Source organism: Desulfomicrobium escambiense DSM 10707 (genome assembly GCF_000428825.1).
Taxonomy (GTDB): Bacteria; Desulfobacterota; Desulfovibrionia; order Desulfovibrionales; family Desulfomicrobiaceae; genus Desulfomicrobium; species Desulfomicrobium escambiense.
In genome coordinates, this window is the sequence record NZ_AUAR01000013.1 from 75,258 (window position 1) to 94,137 (window position 18,880).

The 18,880-nt window shown below is 65.4% G+C and carries 17 protein-coding genes and 2 tRNA genes; 8 read left to right on the plus strand and 11 right to left on the minus strand.

Annotated features, from left to right (window positions below; all coding sequences use genetic code 11):
- The first annotated feature begins 165 nt into the window (after window positions 1-165).
- The gene (locus G394_RS0111440) at window positions 166-1,440 is read left to right on the plus strand and encodes a double-cubane-cluster-containing anaerobic reductase (RefSeq protein ID WP_028577771.1); all 1,275 of its coding nucleotides are present in this window, start codon (window positions 166-168) and stop codon (window positions 1,438-1,440) included.
- Entirely contained in the window at window positions 1,437-2,210 is a 774-nt protein-coding gene (locus tag G394_RS0111445; protein ID WP_028577772.1) for an acyl-CoA dehydratase activase, read from the plus strand. Before G394_RS0111440 ends, G394_RS0111445 begins: the two co-directional genes overlap by 4 nt.
- 69 nt (window positions 2,211-2,279) lie before the next feature.
- Here the strand turns inward: G394_RS0111445 and G394_RS0111450 are convergent, their stop codons facing one another.
- From G394_RS0111450 to G394_RS0111465, 4 genes are read right to left on the minus strand one after another with little or no spacing between them, the layout of a single operon-like run.
- On the minus strand, window positions 2,280-3,053 hold the full coding sequence (locus G394_RS0111450) for an ABC transporter ATP-binding protein (protein WP_028577773.1): 774 nt from the start codon (window positions 3,051-3,053) through the stop codon (window positions 2,280-2,282).
- 4 nt (window positions 3,054-3,057) lie between these two features.
- Window positions 3,058-3,891: an ABC transporter permease gene (locus G394_RS0111455; RefSeq protein ID WP_028577774.1), complete on the minus strand. Its 834-nt coding sequence runs from the start codon at window positions 3,889-3,891 to the stop codon at window positions 3,058-3,060.
- A gap of 52 nt (window positions 3,892-3,943) precedes the next feature.
- Window positions 3,944-5,059, minus strand: a complete 1,116-nt coding sequence (locus G394_RS0111460; RefSeq protein WP_028577775.1) for an ABC transporter substrate-binding protein — start codon at window positions 5,057-5,059, stop codon at window positions 3,944-3,946.
- Window positions 5,060-5,083: 24 nt separating this feature from the next.
- Window positions 5,084-6,241 carry a double-cubane-cluster-containing anaerobic reductase gene (locus tag G394_RS0111465; RefSeq protein WP_043775669.1) on the minus strand — a complete coding sequence of 386 codons (1,158 nt, stop codon included), beginning with the start codon at window positions 6,239-6,241 and terminating at the stop codon, window positions 5,084-5,086.
- Window positions 6,242-6,797: 556 nt separating this feature from the next.
- On the opposite strand from G394_RS0111465, the gene G394_RS0111470 reads away from it, so the two are divergent.
- The 3 genes from G394_RS0111470 (at window position 6,798) to G394_RS0111480 (ending at window position 9,615) form a co-directional block, all read left to right on the plus strand.
- Entirely contained in the window at window positions 6,798-8,318 is a 1,521-nt protein-coding gene (locus G394_RS0111470; RefSeq protein WP_211226262.1) for a L,D-transpeptidase family protein, read from the plus strand.
- Window positions 8,319-8,359: 41 nt separating this feature from the next.
- Window positions 8,360-8,920, plus strand: a complete 561-nt coding sequence (gene mepK / locus G394_RS0111475; protein ID WP_028577778.1) for a peptidoglycan L,D-endopeptidase MepK — start codon at window positions 8,360-8,362, stop codon at window positions 8,918-8,920.
- A gap of 158 nt (window positions 8,921-9,078) precedes the next feature.
- On the plus strand, window positions 9,079-9,615 hold the full coding sequence (locus G394_RS0111480; RefSeq protein ID WP_211226264.1) for a DUF192 domain-containing protein: 537 nt from the start codon (window positions 9,079-9,081) through the stop codon (window positions 9,613-9,615).
- 98 nt (window positions 9,616-9,713) lie between these two features.
- On the opposite strand, the gene katG is transcribed toward G394_RS0111480, so the two are convergent.
- A complete protein-coding gene (katG, locus tag G394_RS0111485) occupies window positions 9,714-11,906 on the minus strand; it encodes a catalase/peroxidase HPI (RefSeq protein WP_028577780.1) in 2,193 nt (730 codons plus the stop codon).
- A gap of 459 nt (window positions 11,907-12,365) precedes the next feature.
- Here katG and G394_RS0111490 point away from each other — a divergent pair, with 459 nt between their 5' ends.
- Window positions 12,366-12,980 carry a four helix bundle suffix domain-containing protein gene (locus tag G394_RS0111490; RefSeq protein ID WP_043775622.1) on the plus strand — a complete coding sequence of 205 codons (615 nt, stop codon included), beginning with the start codon at window positions 12,366-12,368 and terminating at the stop codon, window positions 12,978-12,980.
- 155 nt (window positions 12,981-13,135) lie between these two features.
- On the opposite strand, the gene G394_RS0111495 is transcribed toward G394_RS0111490, so the two are convergent.
- Window positions 13,136-13,212 (minus strand) — tRNA-Asp (locus G394_RS0111495).
- A gap of 12 nt (window positions 13,213-13,224) precedes the next feature.
- A tRNA-Val gene (locus G394_RS0111500) sits at window positions 13,225-13,300 on the minus strand.
- A 167-nt stretch (window positions 13,301-13,467) separates the two neighbouring features.
- Here G394_RS0111500 and G394_RS0111505 point away from each other — a divergent pair.
- Window positions 13,468-14,130 carry a class I SAM-dependent methyltransferase gene (locus G394_RS0111505; RefSeq protein WP_028577782.1) on the plus strand — a complete coding sequence of 221 codons (663 nt, stop codon included), beginning with the start codon at window positions 13,468-13,470 and terminating at the stop codon, window positions 14,128-14,130.
- Between the two features lie 74 nt (window positions 14,131-14,204).
- The gene (locus G394_RS0111510; RefSeq protein ID WP_028577783.1) at window positions 14,205-14,753 is read left to right on the plus strand and encodes a hypothetical protein; all 549 of its coding nucleotides are present in this window, start codon (window positions 14,205-14,207) and stop codon (window positions 14,751-14,753) included.
- 69 nt (window positions 14,754-14,822) lie between these two features.
- Here G394_RS0111510 and G394_RS0111515 read toward each other — a convergent pair whose 3' ends face one another.
- The 4 genes from G394_RS0111515 to G394_RS0111530 all read right to left on the minus strand — a co-directional run bounded on the left by G394_RS0111515 (window position 14,823) and on the right by G394_RS0111530 (window position 18,879).
- Window positions 14,823-15,683 (minus strand): NAD(P)-dependent oxidoreductase, encoded by an 861-nt coding sequence (locus G394_RS0111515; protein WP_028577784.1) that lies wholly within the window; start codon window positions 15,681-15,683, stop codon window positions 14,823-14,825.
- A 59-nt stretch (window positions 15,684-15,742) separates the two neighbouring features.
- On the minus strand, window positions 15,743-16,606 hold the full coding sequence (locus tag G394_RS0111520; protein ID WP_028577785.1) for an alpha/beta fold hydrolase: 864 nt from the start codon (window positions 16,604-16,606) through the stop codon (window positions 15,743-15,745).
- A 111-nt stretch (window positions 16,607-16,717) separates the two neighbouring features.
- A complete protein-coding gene (locus G394_RS18955; protein WP_051307136.1) occupies window positions 16,718-17,437 on the minus strand; it encodes a LutC/YkgG family protein in 720 nt (239 codons plus the stop codon).
- On the minus strand, window positions 17,434-18,879 hold the full coding sequence (locus tag G394_RS0111530) for a LutB/LldF family L-lactate oxidation iron-sulfur protein (protein WP_028577786.1): 1,446 nt from the start codon (window positions 18,877-18,879) through the stop codon (window positions 17,434-17,436). The genes G394_RS18955 and G394_RS0111530 overlap by 4 nt, the downstream gene beginning before the upstream one ends.
- Between the last annotated feature and the right edge of the window lies 1 nt (window position 18,880).

The following is an 18,880-nucleotide window of genomic DNA, read 5'->3' on the forward strand; positions in this document are numbered from 1 at the left end:
ACTGAGGCTCCGGTATGCGTCGGATTGAACGACGCGGGTCCGGGCAGAGGCGCACACGCTATCGGCATTGCCGATTCCGGCACGATGGACGCATTGAATATCGTGATTTGCCTCCCGTTCCGCTTTCCAGCAAAGAATGAAAAATTTGACATGGAGGAAGCTGTGATGAGCGAAGCGTACCGGGAAATGTGGGAGAACCTGAATCTGGATCTGGCCGCCCATGACGGGCTTCTGTCCGTGCTGGGCAAGTTCTACGGCGACATCTACATGAGCCAGCAGGGCCGCCTCAAGGGAATGGAGTACCTCGATTTCGTCCTGTCCGAGGTGCACGGCCTGCGCATCAAGGAATTGCAGGACGCCAAGGCCCAGGGGCGCAAGATCGTCGGCACCTTCTGCGTCTTCGTGCCCGAGGAGCTGGCCCTGGCCGTGGACGCCGTGCAGGTCGGCCTGTGCGCCGGGGCCGACGCGGGCCGCGAGGCGGCCGAGACGCTGGTGCCGCGCAATACCTGCGCGCTGATCAAGTCCTTCATCGGCTTCAAGCTGGCGCGGCTTTGCCCGTACACCGAATCCTGCGACCTCATCGTCGGCGAGACCACCTGCGACGGCAAGAAGAAGGCCTACGAGGCCTTCGCCGAGCACGCGCCCATGCATATCATGGAAGTTCCCCAGACCAAGACCGAAGCGGCCCGCGCCCTGTGGAAGGCCGAGGTGCTGCGCTACATGGAGAAGCTTGAAGAGCTGACCGGGAAAAAGGTCACGGCCGAGAACCTCGCAGCGGCCATCAAGACCGTCAACGCACGCCGCCGCGCCCTGCAGCGTCTGAACGCCCTGCGCGCAGCCGTGCCCGCGCCCATCTCGGGACGCGACGTGCTGCTCATCAACCAGGTCAGCTTCTACGACGACCCGGTCCGCTTCACAGCCTCCATCAACACCCTGTGCGACCAGCTCGAAGAGCGCATCAAGGCCGGCGATGGCGTGGCCCCGGCGGACGCCCCGCGCGTCATGCTCTCGGGCTGCCCCATGGCCGTGCCCAACTGGAAGCTGCCCTACGTCATCGAGAGCTCCGGCGCGGTCATCGTCGGCGAGGAGTCGTGCATCGGCACGCGCAACACCCGTGATCTGACGGACGAGTCCGGCCTGACCCTGGAGCAGATGATCGACGCCCTGTGCGACCGTTACATGAAGATCGACTGCGCCTGCTTCACGCCCAACGCCGAGCGCCTGGACAACGTCGAGTCCATGGCCCGCGACCTGAAGGTCGACGGCGTGATCCAGTACGCGCTCATGTTCTGTCAGCCCTACGCCCACGAGGGCATCAAGGTCGAAAGGCGCCTCACGGCCGGCGGCATCCCGAGCATGTCCCTGGAGACGGACTATTCCATGGAGGACGTGGAGCAGCTCAAGACCCGCGTCGAGGCCTTCCTGGAAACAGTGAGATGATCCTGGGCATCGACATCGGCTCACGTTCCATCGAGGTGGTCGGCATGGCCGGGGGCGAGGTGGTGGAAAAACGCCGCGCCCCCACCACCTTCAACCCCGTGGCCCAGGTGCGCGCGCTTCTGGACGGCCTTTCGGCCCGCCGGGCCGTGGCCACGGGCTACGGCCGCAAGCTGGTCCAGGACCTGGACCTGGGTTTTCCGGTGGAAACCATCACCGAGATCAAGGCCCACGGCCTGGGAGCGGCGCATCATTTCCCCGAGGGGCGCACGGTTCTCGACATCGGCGGCCAGGACACCAAGGCCATCGCCCTGCTTCCCGGCGGCCGGGTCGGCAAGTTCGAGATGAACGACCGCTGTGCCGCCGGAACGGGCAAGTTCCTGGAGTACACGGCCCAGATCTTCCAGATCCCCGTGCAGGAATTCGGCCTCTACGCCCTCGGCGGGGACGCGCCGCCCATCATCAACTCCATGTGCACGGTCTTCGCCGAGACCGAGGCCACGTCCCTCATGGCCCAGGGGGTGCGCCCCGAGAACATCGCCCTTGGCCTGCACCTGTCCATCGCCCGGCGCACGGCGAACATGCTGCAGCGCGTCGGGCTGGCCTTCCCGCTCATCTTCGTCGGCGGCGTGGCGCACAACCCCTGCATGCGCAGGCTGCTGGCCGAGCAGACCGGCACCGTCGAAGGCGAAACATTGCTCGTCCCGGCAGAGCCGGACATGACGGGCGCTCTAGGTGCGGCCCTGTGGGGGGAGACGTTGGCCCGAAGCTGATTCCGGCATCGTTCCAGTGAAATGGCGGATATGGTCGTTGAGCCATGTCCGCCATTTTTCTTGCCGCCGCTAGAATTCCCCGGCCGTGACGACCTCCTCCTCCAGGATGTCGAGCATCCGCGCCGTCATGCGGGCGTAGAGCGGATTGCTGCGGTCGCGGGGGTGCTCCAGCGGGACGTCGATGATCTCCCGCACCTTGCCGGGCCTTGCCGTCATGACCACGATGCGCCCCGCCAGGTACAGGGCCTCGTCCACGCTGTGGGTGACCAGCACCACCGTCTTCCCCGTTTCGCGCCAGATGCGCAGCAGTTCCTTCTGCATGAGGATGCGCGTGTGGGCGTCGAGGGCGCCGAAGGGCTCGTCCATGAGCAGCACCTGCGGGTTCGTGGCCAGGGCGCGGGCGATGGCCACGCGCTGCCGCATGCCGCCCGACAATTCGTAGGGGAAGGCTTCGGCGAAGCGGGCCATGCCCACCAGCCCCAGGTAATGCATGGCCGTTTCGATCCTGGCAGCCTTCCTTTCCCCGAGAAATTCCAATCCCAGACAAACGTTGTCGAGCACCGTCCGCCACGGCAGGACCGAATACTCCTGAAAGACCATGCCCACGTCCCGGTGCGGACCGGTCAAGGGCCGGCCGTTGTAGGCGGCGTGCCCGCCATCGGCCCGCTCCAGCCCGGCGATGATGCGCAGCAGGGTCGATTTGCCGCACCCCGACGGTCCGACGATGCAGACGAATTCCCCCCTCCCGATGTCGAGGCTCGTCTTGTCCACGGCTTCGACGGCCAGTCCCCTCTCTGTGATGAAGGATTTGCTGACTTCGCTTATGCGTACGATGTGATCCATCTTGTCACCTCGCCAGACGCTGCCACGAGAAGCAGCGGCGCTCCACGCGGCGGAAGAGCCAGTCCATGAGGGCCCCGGTCAGGCCGATGCCGACCATGCCGGCCACGACGATGTCCGTCGAGGCCATGGTGTAGGCGTGGGTGATGAGGTAGCCCACTCCCGAGATGCTGCCCGGCAGCATCTCGGCCGAGACCAGGCACATCCAGGCCACGCCCAGGCCGATGCGCATGCCGTTGACCATGGACGGCATGGCGGCCGGCAGGAGGATCTTGCGGAAAATGTCGAACTGGCTTGCGCCGAGGACCCTGGCGGTGTCGATGAAGACGCGGTTGGCGTTGCGTACGCCGTGGATGCTGCTGGTCAGCACCGGGTAGAAGGCGCCGATGAAGATGATGAAGATCATCGAGTACTTGAAATTGCTCAGATAGACGAACCATTGGCCGCGGTCGACGCCGAACAGGTCGGCCAGGCTGGCGATGCCGAACCAGGCCATGACCAGGGGTACCCAGGCCAGGGGCGGAATGGGGCGGAAAAGATTCAAGAAGTCGCCGAGCATGGTGTGTATCACGCTGTAGTAGCCCATGCCGATCCCCAGGGGGATGCCGACAGCCACGGCCACGCCGTAGCCCAGCAGAACCCGGAGCAGACTGACCCCGATGTTGGTCAGCAGCGAGCCCATGCTGAGCAGGTCCTGGCCGGGGCTGGCCAGCAGTTCGGCGACTTGTCCGACTGTGGGCAGGATGACGCTGTTGCCGATGACGGAGGCGGCCCAGGCCCAGATGGCCAGAAAGGCGGCCAGGGTGGTCAGGGCCAGAACGCGGTGGGAGAATGTGTGCATCTGCGGATACCGGGTATCCGCCGGCCCCCGCGCGGGGAGCCGGCGGTCGTGGTTATTTCGAGGTCGTGTAGCTGAGGTCGAAGAGGACGTCCTGGGCTTCATGCAGGGTCTTGCCCTTGAGCTGTCCCCGGAACTTGCCCATGGAGTTGAGCATGTCCAGGTACGTGCCCTGCCCCTTCATCCAGTTTTCCGTGGCCGCCGTGGTGAAGACGATGTTGGACTTTTCGACGGCTTCGGCCGGCGATCCGGTCCAGGCCGCCATGGCCTTGCCCTCTTCGGCCTTGTGTCCGTTGCACCACTCGGCGCTCTTGCCCAGCAGTTCTACGGTCTTGCCGACCGCGGCCGGGTTGGCGGCGATGACCTCGTCCCGGGCGGCCAGCACGCAGCAGGGGAAGTTGTGCCAGGCGCCGGCGGGCGGCAGGTCGCGCAGGTCCAGGGCGATGTGCCCGACCTTCTTCATCTCGGAGACCTCGGGATGCGGCGCGGGCCCGACCCAGGCGTCCACCTGCCCGCTGGTCAGGGCCGGGATGAAGTTGGCGGTGTCCTTCAGGTCCACGAGCAGCACGTCGGCGTCCTGCTGGTTGGCGTCCTGGGTGACCGTGAAGCCGGCCTGCTTCAGGGCTCCCTCGATGACGATGCGCGGGGCGCTGGTCGGGGAATGGTAGCCGATCTTGACGGGCTGCGTGGCGGCCTTGATGTGCGCGGCCACCTGGTCCCAGCCGCTCAGGGTGCTCTGGGGCGGGAAGACGAGGCTCATGCCGTCGACGTGGGTGGGGCACAGGATCTTCATCTTCGTGCCCTGGTCGATGCCGGCCATGATGGCCGGGCCCGAGGCCAGGGCCATGTCCATGTTGCCTTGGGCGAACATGGTCGTGGTCTCGGCGCCGCTCTTGTTGACGATGATGTTGAGCAGGGCCAGGGGCGTGTCGCCGTCCATGAGCTCGTACTTCATCTTGTCCACGACGGGGCGCAGGTACACCCCGAAATCGCGGAACTCCTCACCCTTGGCCATGGCCACGATGAAGGGCGAATGATGGGTGGTGTAGATGTAGCCCACGTTGAGTTCCGGGAGTTTGTCCCCCGCCGGGGACTGCGTCGCGGCCAGGAAAACAGCCGCGGTCATGAACAGGCCGATGAAACCGATGAGTCGTGTTGCCCGAAAAAACATGCAGGTCTCCTTCAATGGATGAGGTTAGGATATCGCTTCCAGAAACGCTTCGACGCGCGTCCGGATCTGTTCGGTGTCGGATTCCGAGTACCCGGTTTCGACCTGCAGGAAGGGCGTGCTCAGCCGTTCGGCAGCCTCCCGCACGATGCGGGATTCGACGTTGAATCCGTGGCAACCCTGCCAGGTCAGGTCGACGATGCCCTGGATGCGGAAATCCAGGCAGAGGGCCTCGATGGTCGCCACTCGTCCCGGGTTGGGGCTCATGCAGGCGCAGGGGATGTCCAGATACCGGCGGGCCGCGTTCACCAAAAGGTCCCCGCCGGTCTCGACGGGCTTGTCCAACCCCTTGATCCCGCTGCAGTTGTCCATGCAGACCACCACGCCCCCGCTTTCTTCGATGAGCTGCAGGACCTTGTGGGACCCCTTGCCCACGGGCGTGCCGGTCAGCAGGATTCTGGGGCGGTGCGCCGGGACTCCGGTCTTGCCGCGTGCACGCCTGTCCACGAGTTCGTCGCGCAGGCCCTGAAGGGCGTCCAGGTAGGGTTCGGCCTCGACCATGAAGCTCTTGCTCTCCAGAACCGGCAGAAGCTGCATGCCCGTCAGGATTGGCGCGCCGTCGGCGTTGACCCGCACGATGTCCCACAGCAGGTCGCGGATGGCGTTCTGGACGGTGATTTCCTCCAGCAGCCTCGTTTCGGTGAGTTCGTTGCCGCCTTGCGAAGCCAGGAAACGGCAAAGTCGCCCGACCTCGTCCAGCCAGAACTGCAGCGCGCCCGGCAGGGACGGATCGTAAGGCAGATGCATCAGGTGGAGGGGTTTGATCCGCCCGAGAAACTCGTACATCTTCTTCTTTCCGTCGCAGGTGGTTTCGGCGACGACGAAATCCGAGGCCGAGAAGAAAGGACAGGTGTCGGTCTTAGCGTAGCCGAAGCTGGACTTGATCAGCGGGCAGAGGCTGGCCGGGAGGACTTCCTCGGCAGCCTGGATGGGCGTCTGACGCTTGCCGCACAACCCGATGGGGACGGCCCCGGCGGCGCGGATGACCTCCAGCGGGGCATAGATGCAATAGACGCCGGCCACGGGCATTCCGGCTTCACGGGCCGTTTCCAGCGCCGCCAGAGCATGCTCGCTGAATTTTTCGAAAAACTGCAGCCCCTGGGGCGTTAATTCTGGTGTATTCATGGTCATGTGGCCTTGGGCGTCGATGACGCTGTAAAAAACTTTGTGAATGACGGTCCGATATCGAAATATCCGATGTTTCGACTAGCCTTCACCAGAGCGACGCGTCCAATATGGATTCGAAATATGAACGAGAAACATGCATTTGAATTTATAATACAAGTTCGCAACAAGAATGATGATGGTAAGCGTTCTTCTTATCGTTGCGTGAAATTGCATATGCCGCATGATATGAAAATACATTGCGCATCATAGGTGCGTGAGCGGACTTTGAAGTACGTGTGAGGCATGCGCTGTCCAATTTTAGCGTACTCAGGAAGAAACAGCGGACTTGGTCACAGTGTGACACGCGGCAACAAGCCCGGAACAGCAACCGCCGGTAGCGCCCCGTATCCCCGTTGCCCTTCCTTAAAAAAATACCTACATATCAAGAAACGTTACCACCCAATCCCCGGATGACGACGCGTTTCGCGAAGCCCGGTTTGGAGCCGCCAGTTTGAAAGCTGCATTTCGTCTCTCATGCGTCCCCCCGTGTTTCCTGCTGCCCTGCTCTTTGCTGTTGACACTCGCCTTATGCGCGACGGTTTTCGCGGCCGACGGGCGGCTCTGGTTCGACCAGGGGCGGCCAACGGAGCAGGCCCGGCAGGCCGTGGGCATTCTGGCCCATGCCGCGGACGATGGGCTCGACCCGGCGAATTACGATGCCGGGAGACTCGGAAGGGACGTGGCCGCCGCCGACAGGGACCCGGGTTGGACGGACGAGGCGCGAAGCCGGCTGGACAAGGACCTTGCAGCGGCCATGCGCCGCTACCTTTCGGACCTGCATTTCGGCCAGGTGGACCCGCGCCTGATAAGCGAGAACTATTCCCCCACCGCCAAAACCTTCGACGCAGCCAAGGTTCTCGAGGACGCCGTCCGCGGGAAGAGGCTGATCGAGGCCGTGGCCAAGGCAACGCCGCCCTTTCCGTTCTACGCCGAGCTCCGGCAGGCCCTGGCCCAGTACCGCAGGCTCGCGACGGACACGGCCCAGACCCCGCTCTGGAAAACCAAACTGCCCCCGCTACCCGACAAGAAGCTCGAACTCGGCCAGATGTACGAAGGCTTGCCCATGCTCATCCAGCGCCTCGAAGCCCTGGGCGACCTGCCGCGAGATTCGTTCATCTCCACGCAGTACTCCGGCGACGTGGCCAAAGGCGTCATGGCCTTCCAGGAGCGGCACGGGCTGGAGCCCGACGGCGTCATCGGCCGCCAAACCCTGGCCGCCCTGGACGTCTCACCGGCGGCCCGCGTGCGGCAGATAGAGCTGACCATGGAGAGGCTGCGCTGGACCCCGCTGCTGAAAGCGCCGCGGGTCATCGTCGTCAACGTGCCCGAGAACTATCTGGAAGCCTACGAGGTCAAGGGCGACGAGATCGAACTGAAGACGCGAATGCGCGTCATCACCGGCACCGCCCCGGACAACCGCACGCCCATCTTCGATCTGGAGATGACGGCCATCGAGTTCAGCCCGTACTGGAACGTCCCCTACTCCATCGCCAGCAAGGAGCTGGTCCCTGAGCTGCGCGCCTACCCGAACCGGTTCGACCGGCAGGGGTTTGAATTCGTGTCCGGCAACGGCGTCATCAGCCAGTTCTCCTACGCATCCCTTGATGCGGTCATGCGCGGGGAAATGCGTATCCGCCAGCGGTCGGGCCCCAAGAACGCCATGGGCCCCATCAAGTTCGTCATGCCCAACAAGGACAGCATTTATCTCCACTACACGGCCTCGCCCCGCCTCTTCGAGCGCTATCGCCGGGACCTGAGCCACGGGTGCGTGCGCGTCGAGCAGCCGGTGGAGCTTGCGAAATTCGTGCTCAGCAACCATCCTGAATGGGATGAGGCGCGCATCATGGCGGCCATGGATTCCGGCGAGGCCTACACGCTGTCCCTGCGCGAACCGGTCAGGGTCGTCATCGCCTACAAGACGGTCAAGATCCGGGACGACGGGCAGATCCTCTTCTTCGCCGACGTCTATGGCCAGGACAGGCTGCTGGACCGGGCCTTGCGCGGGGTCAAGGACACGGCGAACCGGGGGATTTGACCTCGGCGTTTTTTTGGGTCACAAGGGCTTCCGTGAAACACATGACGCATTCCCGCCGTGATTTCCTGGGCAGCCTCGCCAGGCTGGCGGTGGCCGGCGCCGCCGTCACATTGTCGCCCTCCGCGCTGGCCGCGGCCGCCATGGCCGTCCAGCCGAAGTCGCGCCGCCTCTGCTTCGAGCACACCCACACGGGCAAGAGCCTGGACATCGTCTACGCCGTAGGCGACCGCTACGTGCCCGAATCCCTGACCAAGCTGAACGCCTTTCTCCGCGACCACTACTCCGGCCGCATCGGCCGCATGGACCCCAGACTTTTCGACCTGCTCTACCGCCTCAGGCAGACCCTGGGCAGCAGGCAGCCCATCGAGGTCATCTCGGCCTACCGCACCGCTGCCACGAACCAGGAACTGCGCCGCAAGGGACAGGGCGGGGTCGCCAGAAAGAGCCTGCACATGGAAGGCAAGGCCATCGACCTGAACATTCCGGGGGTGTCCCTGGCCGACTTGCGCGACGCGGCCAAGGACCTGCGCAAGGGCGGCGTGGGCTACTACCCCCACGACGGCTTCGTCCACGTCGACACGGGTCCCATCCGTACCTGGTAAGCACGGCGCGACGATGGCGCCTCCGACGAATTTCAGAGGGTGATCCCGGCCTGCAGGCTGCGACCACCCTTTTCCTTTGCGCTCCCCGGCCGTTGTGCCGCTTGCCGAAAACCGCTAATGGCCCCCTAGACTTCCCCGGCATTCCAGGAGCGCTTTCCATGCACAAAAACCTCAGGCATCGCATGAGACTTTTCGACATCATTTGGAATTTGGCGACGGTCGGCGGCAGGCTGTGCGCGGTATTCCCGCTCATCGCCCTTGCGCTGCTCTGCACGCATGCCGAGGCCTGGGGGCAGGCCGCCGAAGGCATACCGCTGACGGATCTCCCACGGGCGGTCCTCGTCATCGGCGGCCGGTCCGTGGACGTCCAGGTGGCCGCGACGCCCGAGGCCCGCCAGACGGGCCTCATGTTCCGCGCGAGCCTGCCCGCGGACGAGGGCATGCTCTTCGTCCACGACGCCCTGCGGGTGCGCTGCATGTGGATGCAGAACACCCTCATCCCCCTGACGGCGGCTTTTCTCGACGAGGACGGGCGCATCCTGGGGTTTGCGGACATGGAGCCGCTGACCACGCAGAGCCACTGCTCGCCGGGGCCGGCCGCGTACGTGCTGGAGATGAACCAGGGATGGTTCGCGCGGCACGGCGTCGTCGCCGGGCAGCGGATCGATCTGGCGGGGGTCGGCGCGCGTCCCTGACGGCGCCGTGTCGGAGCGTGTCCGGCAAGGAAGCGGGTGACAAAAACGGCCCGGCCCAAGGCACTCCGCCTTGGGCCGGGCCGTTTCATGTGCGGGGATCAGACGAGGTCGAAGCGGTCGAGGTCCATGACCTTGGTCCAGGCCGCCACGAAGTCCACTACGAACTTTTCCTGCGCGTCCCGGCAGGCATAGACTTCGGCGATGGCCCGCAGCTGCGAGTTGGAGCCGAAAACCAGATCGACGCGGGTGCCGGTCCACTTCAGCTCGCCCGTGGCGCGGTCGCGGCCTTCGTACACGCCTTCGGCCCCCTGTGCGGGCATCCATGCAACACCCATGTCCAGCAGGTTCACGAAGAAGTCGTTGGTCAACGTTCCGGGACGGCCGGTGAAGACGCCGTGCGCGGACTGCCCGAAGTTGGCGCTCAGGGCGCGCATGCCGCCGACGAGCACCGTCATCTCGGGCGCTGTCAGTCTCAGCTGCTGCGCCCGGTCGACCAGCAGTTCCTCGGCCGAAATCGTATACCGGCCCTTGAGGTAGTTGCGGAAGCCGTCGGCCACAGGCTCGAGAACGGCAAAGGATTCCACGTCGGTCTGCTCCTGGGAGGCGTCGGTCCGGCCGGGCGCGAAGGGGACACTCACATCGTGCCCGGCGTTCCTGGCGGCCTGCTCGATGCCCGTGCACCCGCCCAGGACAATGAGGTCGGCCAGGGAGACCTTCTTGCCATCGGTTCGGGTGGCGTTGAACTCCTGCTGAATCTTTTCGAGGGACTGCAGCACGGCCTTAAGCTCCGCCGGCTGGTTGACATCCCAATCCTTCTGGGGCGCCAGGCGGACGCGCGCCCCGTTGGCGCCGCCGCGCTTGTCGGAGCCGCGGAAGGTGGAGGCCGAGGCCCAGGCCGTAAGGACCAGCTGCTGGACCGTCAGCCCCGCAGCCAGGATTCTGGCCTTGAGATCGGCGACATCCTCAGCGTCGACGAGCTTGTGGTCCACGGCGGGCACCGGGTCCTGCCAGATCAGCTCTTCGGCCGGAACGTCCAGACCGAGGTAGCGCGAGCGCGGCCCCATGTCCCTGTGCGTCAGCTTGAACCAGGCCCGCGCGAAGGCGTCGGCGAATTCGGCGGGATTTTCGAGGTAGCGTCTGGAAATGGGTTCGTAGATGGGGTCGAAGCGCAGGGACAGGTCGGCCGTGGTCATCATGGGCCGGACCTTCTTGGCGGGGTCGTGGGCGTCGGCGACCATGTCCTCGGGCGCCACGTCCTTGGCCAGCCACTGGTGCGCACCTGCCGGGCTCTTGACCAGTTCCCACTCGTACTTGAACAGGACCTTGAGGTAGCCCATGTCCCACGTGGTCGGGTTGGGCTTCCAGGCCCCCTCGATGCCGCTGCCAATGGTGTCGCCGCCCTTGCCGCTCCGGAAGGAGCTCTTCCAGCCCAGGCCCTGCTCCTCGATGGGCGCGGCCTCGGGCTCGGGACCGACGTGCGTGGCCGGGCCGGCGCCGTGGCATTTGCCGAAGGTGTGCCCGCCGGCCACGAGGGCCACGGTCTCCTCGTCGTTCATGGCCATACGCGCGAAGGTCTCGCGGACGTCGCGGCCTGAGGCCACGGGGTCGGGGTTGCCGTTCGGGCCTTCGGGGTTGACGTAGATGAGTCCCATCTGCACGGCGGCCAGGGGGTTCTCCAGGTCGCGTTCGCCGGAATAGCGCTTGTCGCCCAGCCATTCGCTCTCGGAACCCCAGTAGATGTCCTGCTCGGGCTCCCAGACGTCCTCGCGGCCGCCGCCGAAGCCGAAGGGCTTGAGGCCCATGGACTCGATGGCGCAGTTGCCGGCCAGGACCATGAGGTCGGCCCAGGAGATCCTGCGCCCGTATTTCTGCTTGATGGGCCACAGGAGGCGCCGGGCCTTGTCGAGATTGACGTTGTCCGGCCAGCTATTCAGGGGCGCCAGACGCTGGGAGGCCGAACCTGCCCCGCCGCGGCCATCACCGGTGCGGTAGGTGCCTGCGCTGTGCCAGGCCATGCGGATGAAAAGCGGACCGTAGTGACCCCAATCGGCCGGCCACCAGTCCTGCGAGTCGGTCATCAGGGCGATGAGGTCCTTCTTCACGGCCGCGAGGTCGAGCTTCTTGAACTCCTCGGCATAGTTGAACCCCTCGCCCATGGGGTTGGACTTGGACGAATGCTGGTGCAGGATCTGCAGGTTCAGCTGGTTCGGCCACCAGTCGCGGTTCGTCCGACCGCTGCCGGACGCTGCCGGATTGGTCCTGCCCGTCACGGGACATTTGCCTTCGCTCATCGTTCTCTCCTATGGTTTGGGTTTTGCTTTTTTTCCCTGTCGTCAGAAAAGGATATCAAAACGTTACGTATCGCCCGTCGGGCGCCACGATGAAAATACCGGAGGGATATGCATTCCTGATAGCAAAGTCGCAGAAAAATGTCTTCACATTCGTGCCTCGCAGCGGAGTGTGAGAATGGGTATTGGTGAAAAGGAGTGTGAGGGCGGAATGGCGTGAGGGAGAGGCGTTTTGTCAGAGGAAAGTGCGGTGAAGGCGGTCATTGCCTGGCATGACGAGTGGAAACAATCTGAACTATGGAGAAACCATCAAGAATTGAGTGGTCCGAAGTTTCCCGGCAGGTCACAACGTCCCGTGCTTAGGTGCGTTCATTGGAAAATGGGGAGCGCTAGGCATGGACGTTATGGACTGGATGGACGGTATGGACGGCGGACGAATTGCTTGAAACGGGAGGGGGTGCGTTGGAGCCGATCATTGCCAGGCATGGCGGGTACAGGAAGCTGAAGAGCTTTCAGCTGGCGCGGTTGTGCTACGACGTCACGGTGCGGTTTTGCGAGCGCTATGTCCCGGCCGGCAGCCGGACGCGGGACCAGATGGTGCAGGCGGCGCGCAGCGGGGTGCAGAACATCGCCGAAGGCAGCGAGGCGAGCGGCACATCCAAGAAAACGGAACTCAAGCTCACCAGCGTGTCCAGAGCCAGCCTGGAAGAACTGCTTCTGGACTACGAGGACTTTCTGCGCCAACGCAACCTGCCCATGTGGCCCGCCGCCGACCCGCGTCGCGCCTCTCTGGTGGCCCGGCGCTGCCGGAACGCCGACGAGGTGGCAGCCTGGGTCCGGGGAGTTCGGGACGATGCGCTGCGTGCAGAACGAGACGGCGCTTGTAGCAACGCAGCGGCACCGGGCTACCCCGAAATTGCTGCCAACGCGGCCCTGACCCTTATCGGCGTGACCTGCGCCCTGTTGGACCGCCAACTGGCCGCCCTTGCCCAGGCCTTCGCGGAAGAAGGCGGTTTTACGGAGCGCCTCTACCGCGTGCGTACGGCGCAGAAAAGAAGAAAAGGGGAAATGGACTGAATGGACGAGATGGACGTTATGGACGAAAGCCTTTGCAGGCCTCATCCCTGCCAGCGTCCATGTGGTCCATAGGGTCCATCTCGTCCATTACCCTCTCCAAAACCCACAAAAGAAAAAGAGCCTGAAGTCTTGCAACCTCAGGCTCTTGATTTCTATGGCGGGGCCGATGGGACTCGAACCCACGGCCTCCGGCGTGACAGGCCGGCGTTATAACCGTCTTAACTACGACCCCGCATGGTCTTCTTGGTGGGCGGTACAGGGATCGAACCTATGACATTCGGCTTGTAAGGCCGACGCTCTCCCAGCTGAGCTAACCGCCCTGCCCCGTCCAACGAGAAAATGTCTCTATATGTACGGACACCCGTTGTCAAAGACTTTTCTGCCGGATGGAAAAATCTTCTCTGATGCCCGACGGGCTTTGCTCTTCGCCGCTTGTGTACTATTGTTGAAGCAGGACTTTTCACCCCCAGCCCCTGCGCAGGAGCCCATGGACAATCCCAAAACCGCGACGATACAGTTGGCCAAGACATACGCCGACAGGGGCGATCCCGACGGGTGGTTCGAGGAATTCTACTCCTGGGCGGGCGGCGACATCGCCAAGGTCTACTGGGCCGACCTGGAGCCCAACCCCCTGCTTCTCGACTGGCTCGACGCGCACCCCGCGCCGGCCGGCAGGCGGGCCGTGGTGGTCGGCTGCGGGCTGGGCGACGACGCCGAGTCCCTGCGGGAGCGCGGTTACGCGGTCACGGCCTTCGACATCTCCCCTTCCGCCGTGGAGATGTGCCGCCGGCGCTATCCCGGCAGCCCCGTTTCGTACGTCGTGGCCGATCTCTTCGACCACCCCGCGGCCTGGCGGCGCGGCTTCGATCTCGTCTACGAGTGCAACACCATCCAGATCCTCACGGGCGGCAACCGGGTCAGGGCTCTGAACGCCATCGCCGAACTGGTCGCACCCGGCGGCGTGGCCGTCGTCTCCTGCCGCAGCCGCGAGAGCGACGACCATTCTCAGACCTTCCCCATCGCCCTGGACCGCCATGAGATCGACGGCTTCGTGCGCGCCGGTCTGACGGAAACGCACTTTCTGGCCTACGACGACCACCAGGACCCGCCCGTCCCGCACTTCTTCGCGGTGTACAGGCGGCCGGCCTGAGCGGTGTACACACCGGCAACCGTTCCGGGCGCCGTGCCCGCACACGGACGAATCCATCCCAAGGAGGCTCACAGATGAAATACGCTCTCTACGCAATCCTGGTCTTGCTCCTGGCCTCATGCGCCCCCAAGGTGCCACCCGGGAAGTCCGTCCCTCCCGGCAAGGCGTACATGGAGGAGCGCTACAAGTCCAAGGGCGCCGTCGACCGGGTGGTCATCGGCGGGACCGGGACGACCTTCTACTACGACAAGCGCCTGTGGACCGTGAAAAGCGACGAGGGCTCGCGCATCGAGTTCAACGCCCGCAGGTTCGCCAATGCGCAGATATTCTCCTACGACGAAGCCGTCCCGATGACGGACATCTACAGGAAACTGGTGGAGGGCTACGGGCTCAAGGAGGCACAGCTCCTGGAGTCCGAATTCATCAAGGTCAACGGCGAGGTCGTCGTCTTCAACAAGATCGACGGGAAGTACGGGCGCAAGCACATCGTGATCCTGAGCTACGGGTATTCGGACAAGGGCCGCACGGTCATCACTCACGGCTACATCTACAAGAGCATGCTGCGGGACGAGACCGAAGCGGAAATCGTGGACTTCCTGAACGGCTTCGTCGCCGGGAAGTAGGCGCGCGCCCTGAACGGGCCGGGGAAAGCCTTCCCGGCCCGTCTGTAAGCGTCCCTGGGGCGCCGGTTCCTAGTCGTGCAGATACCTATAGATGGCCGCGAAGTCTTCGCGCCCCAGACCGTTCTCGTCGGCCCCGGCGTAGAGTTCCCGCGCCAAACGAGCCAGGTACAGCGGCTGGTCCGCTTCGGCGGCGGTCCGCTCGACCAGGCGCAGATCCTTGAGCATCCATTCCAGCGGGAAGTTCACCTCGTATTCGTCCTTGCGGATCATCTCGGCCTTGGCCTTGGTGAAGGGCGCAACCACGTGCGTGTTCGGCAGCGTGTCGAGCAGAAAGTTGCGGTCGAAGCCGAGCTTCTCGCCCAGCAGGACCGTTTCGGAGAAGACGACCATGGCCTGGGCCAGGAGCGCGTTGATGAGCATTTTCAGGCCCGCCCCGCGTCCCGTCTCCCCGGCGTGGATGATCTTGCCGCCCATGACATTGAGCAGCGGCTCGATCTCCCGCACGTCCCCCGCGTCGCCGCCCACCAGGAACACGAGATCGCCGCGCTCGGCGTTGGGCTTGGTTCCCGACACCGGGGCGTCGACGAAGCGCACGCCGCGATCGCGGGCGGACTGCCCGGACCAGCGGGAGAAGGACGGGTCGACCGTGGAGCAGTCGACCCAGATGGCGCCCGCCTTCATGGCGGACACGAAGCCGGACTCCGACAGGGCGACGTCCCGCACGACCTCGGGCGTGCTGAGCATGGTGAAGACGACATCCGCGTCCCGCACGGCCTCCGCGCACGACGCAGCGGCCCGCGCCCCTAGACGCTCCAGTTCCTGTGCGGGTCCGGCTGAACGGTTGAACACCGTCAGCTCGGCGCCGCTTTTGAGCAGATTGGCGGCCATGCGGCTGCCCATGATCCCGAGTCCGATGAACGCAGTCTTCATTATGCGCCTCCTTCCGTCAGATGCGGTCCGCCCGTGGGGCGGGATAGGGTTTGGTTCCTTCAGCCGTGCCGGCCGCACCAGCGTTCGATGGCTTCGCGCATGGCCAGGGGCTGTTCCGTCGGGATCCAGTGCACGGCGTCGAGATGTTCGATGCGGCAGTCGGGAAGCGCTTCCAGACAGCGGACGGTCATGCCGGGGTCGCCGAAAATGCCGCCGCTGGACAGCAGGGCCAGGGCCGGCGCGCGGACGGCCGAGAGGTCCGGCAACGGGTCGGTGACGGCGAGCAGGTCCTGCAGGTACACGACCGTGGGCAGGATGCGCAGCTCGTGCATCGGCGAGGAAAAGCGCTTGGTCGGGAACGCCCCGTTCGTCCGGGCCATGGCCTCGTGGGCGAGCCGGTCGAGTTCGGCCAGGTCCAGGGGCGGCAGGCTTCCCCGGTGCACGCCCCGGGCCGCAAGGGCCAGCAGGGGCCGCACCATGGCCGCCAGCACGGGGCGCAGGTGCAGCACTCGGGTCATCTGCCCGGTGATGGCGGCGCGGAACATGGGCTCGATGAGCACCAGGCCCGAAACCAGGTCCGGGTGCAGCCAGGCGAACCACAGGGCGAGGTTTGCGCCCAGGCAGTGCCCCACCACCTCCGCCTGTTCAACGCCCTCGTGCCGCAGCAGGGCGGCGAGGTCGGCGCTCCAGACGTCCATACCCACCCGGCCGCGACACAGCGACCCGCCGTGGCCGCGCAGGTCCAGGCGCAGGATGTCCCAGCCTTGGGCCAGGCTCGTGCCGCCCACGAAATTCCACCATCTGGTCATGTTGCTGGCCACGCCGTGCAGCAGGACGAGAGTCCGCCGCGGCGCCCCGGCCCGCGTGATGCGGTAGGCGATGCGCGCGCCGTCCGCGGCCGTGAATACGCTCTCCCGTTCCATGTCACCTTCCCTTTTGAGCGTCAGGTATCCCAGCAAACCCGGAAAAAGAAAAGCCCGGACGCATCGCCGCAAGGCCATGCGTCCGGGCTATGTTCCCGAAAGTGCTGCGCCCTAATGCGCGGCGCCGACCACGAAGAGGTGCATCTCGCGCGGCCCGTGGGCCCCGTGCACGAGGGTGGCCTCGATGTCGGCCGTCTTGCTCGGGCCGGTGATGACGGTCACGTTGGACGGCAGGCTCCGGGCGTTCAGGCTGGAGAGCATCCGCCGGTAGGAGCCGACGATGCGTTCTGCCGGAACCACGGCGATGTGGATGGACGGCACCAGGGACACGGACCGCGCCCGGCCTTTGCCGCCCAGCAGCACGATGGAGGCGGTGTCGGCCAGGAGGTAGTCGGCCGTGGTGATGCCGATGTATGAGGCCACGACCTCGCGGCGGAACTCCTGGCGCTCGCTCTCACCGAAGCTGTCGGCCTCGGGCACGACCTTGACGGCGATGTCGGCCGGCAGCAGCTTTTCGAGTTCCAGGCTTGCGAGCAGAGGGTCGCTCCAGCGCACGATCTGCCGCGCGGTGTCCCACTCGGGGCTGCGTTCGGCGGCCAGGGCCGCGATGGCCCGGCCGCAGGCGGCCGCGTCGGGGCACTCGTGGACCTGCAGGTTCAGGGCCTTGGCCTCGGCCCGGATGCTGTCCATCCAGCCGGCACATTCCTCGGCCGGGACAGGGGTGCCGGCGCAGTTCACGAAGTCCTCGCTCTTGGCGAAGACGATGCGCTCCCGGCCGTCGCCGGCCTGGACGCCGAGGGCCTTGCGGACCCGTTCGATGATGGGGTTCATGCGTCCCTCCCGTCCCGGTTTCGCCGGGCCCATCTTTCGCCGAAACTTTCCTCGGCCAGAGGCGGAAAATCGCGTCCCCTGGTCCACCCTCCCAGCGGTCCGGGCAGCCTGACGATCCACCCGTCGCGGCGCGGCAGCAGGCGCTGACCCATACGGGCCAGGCCGCGCAGGGCGTCGTAGAGGCCGCGCCGACTCATGACGAGGGACCAGGCCGTGAAGGCGAGCTTGGCCGCCCTGCTCTGGGGCAGCACGTCCCACTTGGGGTCGCCATCGGCCAGCTTGGCGCGCAGCAGGGAGAGCATGCGCGGCAGGTCGTTGTCCACGGGGCAGACCTGCTTGCAGGCGCCGCACAGGGTCTCGCCCTGGCAGAGGTGGCTGCATTCGCCTATGCCCCGGGTCAGGGGCGTGAAGACGGCGCCGATGGGGCCGCAGTAGGGCGAGCCGTAACTGTGTCCGCCGATGTTCAGGTACACGGGGCAGACGTTGAGGCAGCCGCCGCAGCGCACGCAGTGCAGGACCTCCCGGAAGTCGGGATCGGCCAGGATGCGGCTGCGGCCGTTGTCCACGAGGACGAGGTGGAACTCCTCGGGCCCGTCGGGTTCGTCGGGCAGGCGCGGCCCGCCGACGTAGCTGATGTAGGTGGATATCTTCTGTCCGGCCGCGGCGCGGGTCAGCATGCGCAGGAGGATGTCGTGGTCCTCCAGGGTGGCGGCGATCTTCTCGATGCCCAGGAGCACGATGTGCACGCGGGGCATGGTCGAGGTCATGCGGATGTTGCCCTCGTTGGAGACGATGGTCACGTGTCCGGTCTCGGCGCAGGCCGTGTTGCCGCCGGAGATGCCCATGTCGGCCGTGAGCATCTTCTCGCGCAGAGCCTTGCGCGCCATGGCGGTCAGGCTGGGCGGGTCGTCGGTGTAGGGCTCGCCGAGCTTTTCGGCGAAGAGCGCGCCGACCTGCTCGCGGGTGTAGTGGATGGCCGGGGCGATGATGTGCGAGGGGGCCTCGCCCTTGAGCTGCACGATGTACTCGCCCAGGTCCGTCTCCACGGTCTCGATGCCGGCGGCCTCCAGGGCGGGGTTGAGGCAGATCTCTTCGCTGAGCATGGACTTGCCCTTGACCACGCGGCGGACCTGATGGCGGCGGGCGACCTGCAGGCAGTACTCGACGGCGTCGGCGCCGGTGTCGGCCAGGTAGACCTGTCCTCCCCTGGCCCGGATATTTTCTGTCAGGGTTTCGAGGACCACGTCGAGGTTGTCGACGATCCTGCTGCGCACGGCCTTGGCGGCCCGGCGCGAGTCCTGCCCAGGGGCGATCTGATTGTAGAGATTCACGGCATTGCGACCGACCTTGTCGCGCATCATGCCCAGGGCCCGGTGCAGCTGCGAGTCCTTGACGGCGCCGGCGGCGAGTTCCCGGTATTTCAGAGGGGTCTGGCTGTGCATG

Excerpts from the sequence above, each read along its gene's own strand:
- G394_RS0111440 (WP_028577771.1), top strand. The coding sequence starts at position 166 with ATGAGCGAAGCGTACCGGGAAATGTGGGAGAACCTGAATCTGGATCTG.
- G394_RS0111445 (WP_028577772.1), top strand. The coding sequence starts at position 1,437 with ATGATCCTGGGCATCGACATCGGCTCACGTTCCATCGAGGTGGTCGGC.
- G394_RS0111450 (WP_028577773.1), bottom strand. The coding sequence starts at position 3,053 with ATGGATCACATCGTACGCATAAGCGAAGTCAGCAAATCCTTCATCACA.
- G394_RS0111455 (WP_028577774.1), bottom strand. The coding sequence starts at position 3,891 with ATGCACACATTCTCCCACCGCGTTCTGGCCCTGACCACCCTGGCCGCC.
- G394_RS0111460 (WP_028577775.1), bottom strand. The coding sequence starts at position 5,059 with ATGTTTTTTCGGGCAACACGACTCATCGGTTTCATCGGCCTGTTCATG.
- G394_RS0111465 (WP_043775669.1), bottom strand. The coding sequence starts at position 6,241 with ATGAATACACCAGAATTAACGCCCCAGGGGCTGCAGTTTTTCGAAAAA.
- mepK (WP_028577778.1), top strand. The coding sequence starts at position 8,360 with ATGACGCATTCCCGCCGTGATTTCCTGGGCAGCCTCGCCAGGCTGGCG.
- G394_RS0111480 (WP_211226264.1), top strand. The coding sequence starts at position 9,079 with ATGCACAAAAACCTCAGGCATCGCATGAGACTTTTCGACATCATTTGG.
- katG (WP_028577780.1), bottom strand. The coding sequence starts at position 11,906 with ATGAGCGAAGGCAAATGTCCCGTGACGGGCAGGACCAATCCGGCAGCG.
- G394_RS0111505 (WP_028577782.1), top strand. The coding sequence starts at position 13,468 with ATGGACAATCCCAAAACCGCGACGATACAGTTGGCCAAGACATACGCC.
- G394_RS0111510 (WP_028577783.1), top strand. The coding sequence starts at position 14,205 with ATGAAATACGCTCTCTACGCAATCCTGGTCTTGCTCCTGGCCTCATGC.
- G394_RS0111515 (WP_028577784.1), bottom strand. The coding sequence starts at position 15,683 with ATGAAGACTGCGTTCATCGGACTCGGGATCATGGGCAGCCGCATGGCC.
- G394_RS0111520 (WP_028577785.1), bottom strand. The coding sequence starts at position 16,606 with ATGGAACGGGAGAGCGTATTCACGGCCGCGGACGGCGCGCGCATCGCC.
- G394_RS18955 (WP_051307136.1), bottom strand. The coding sequence starts at position 17,437 with ATGAACCCCATCATCGAACGGGTCCGCAAGGCCCTCGGCGTCCAGGCC.
- G394_RS0111530 (WP_028577786.1), bottom strand. The coding sequence starts at position 18,879 with ATGCACAGCCAGACCCCTCTGAAATACCGGGAACTCGCCGCCGGCGCC.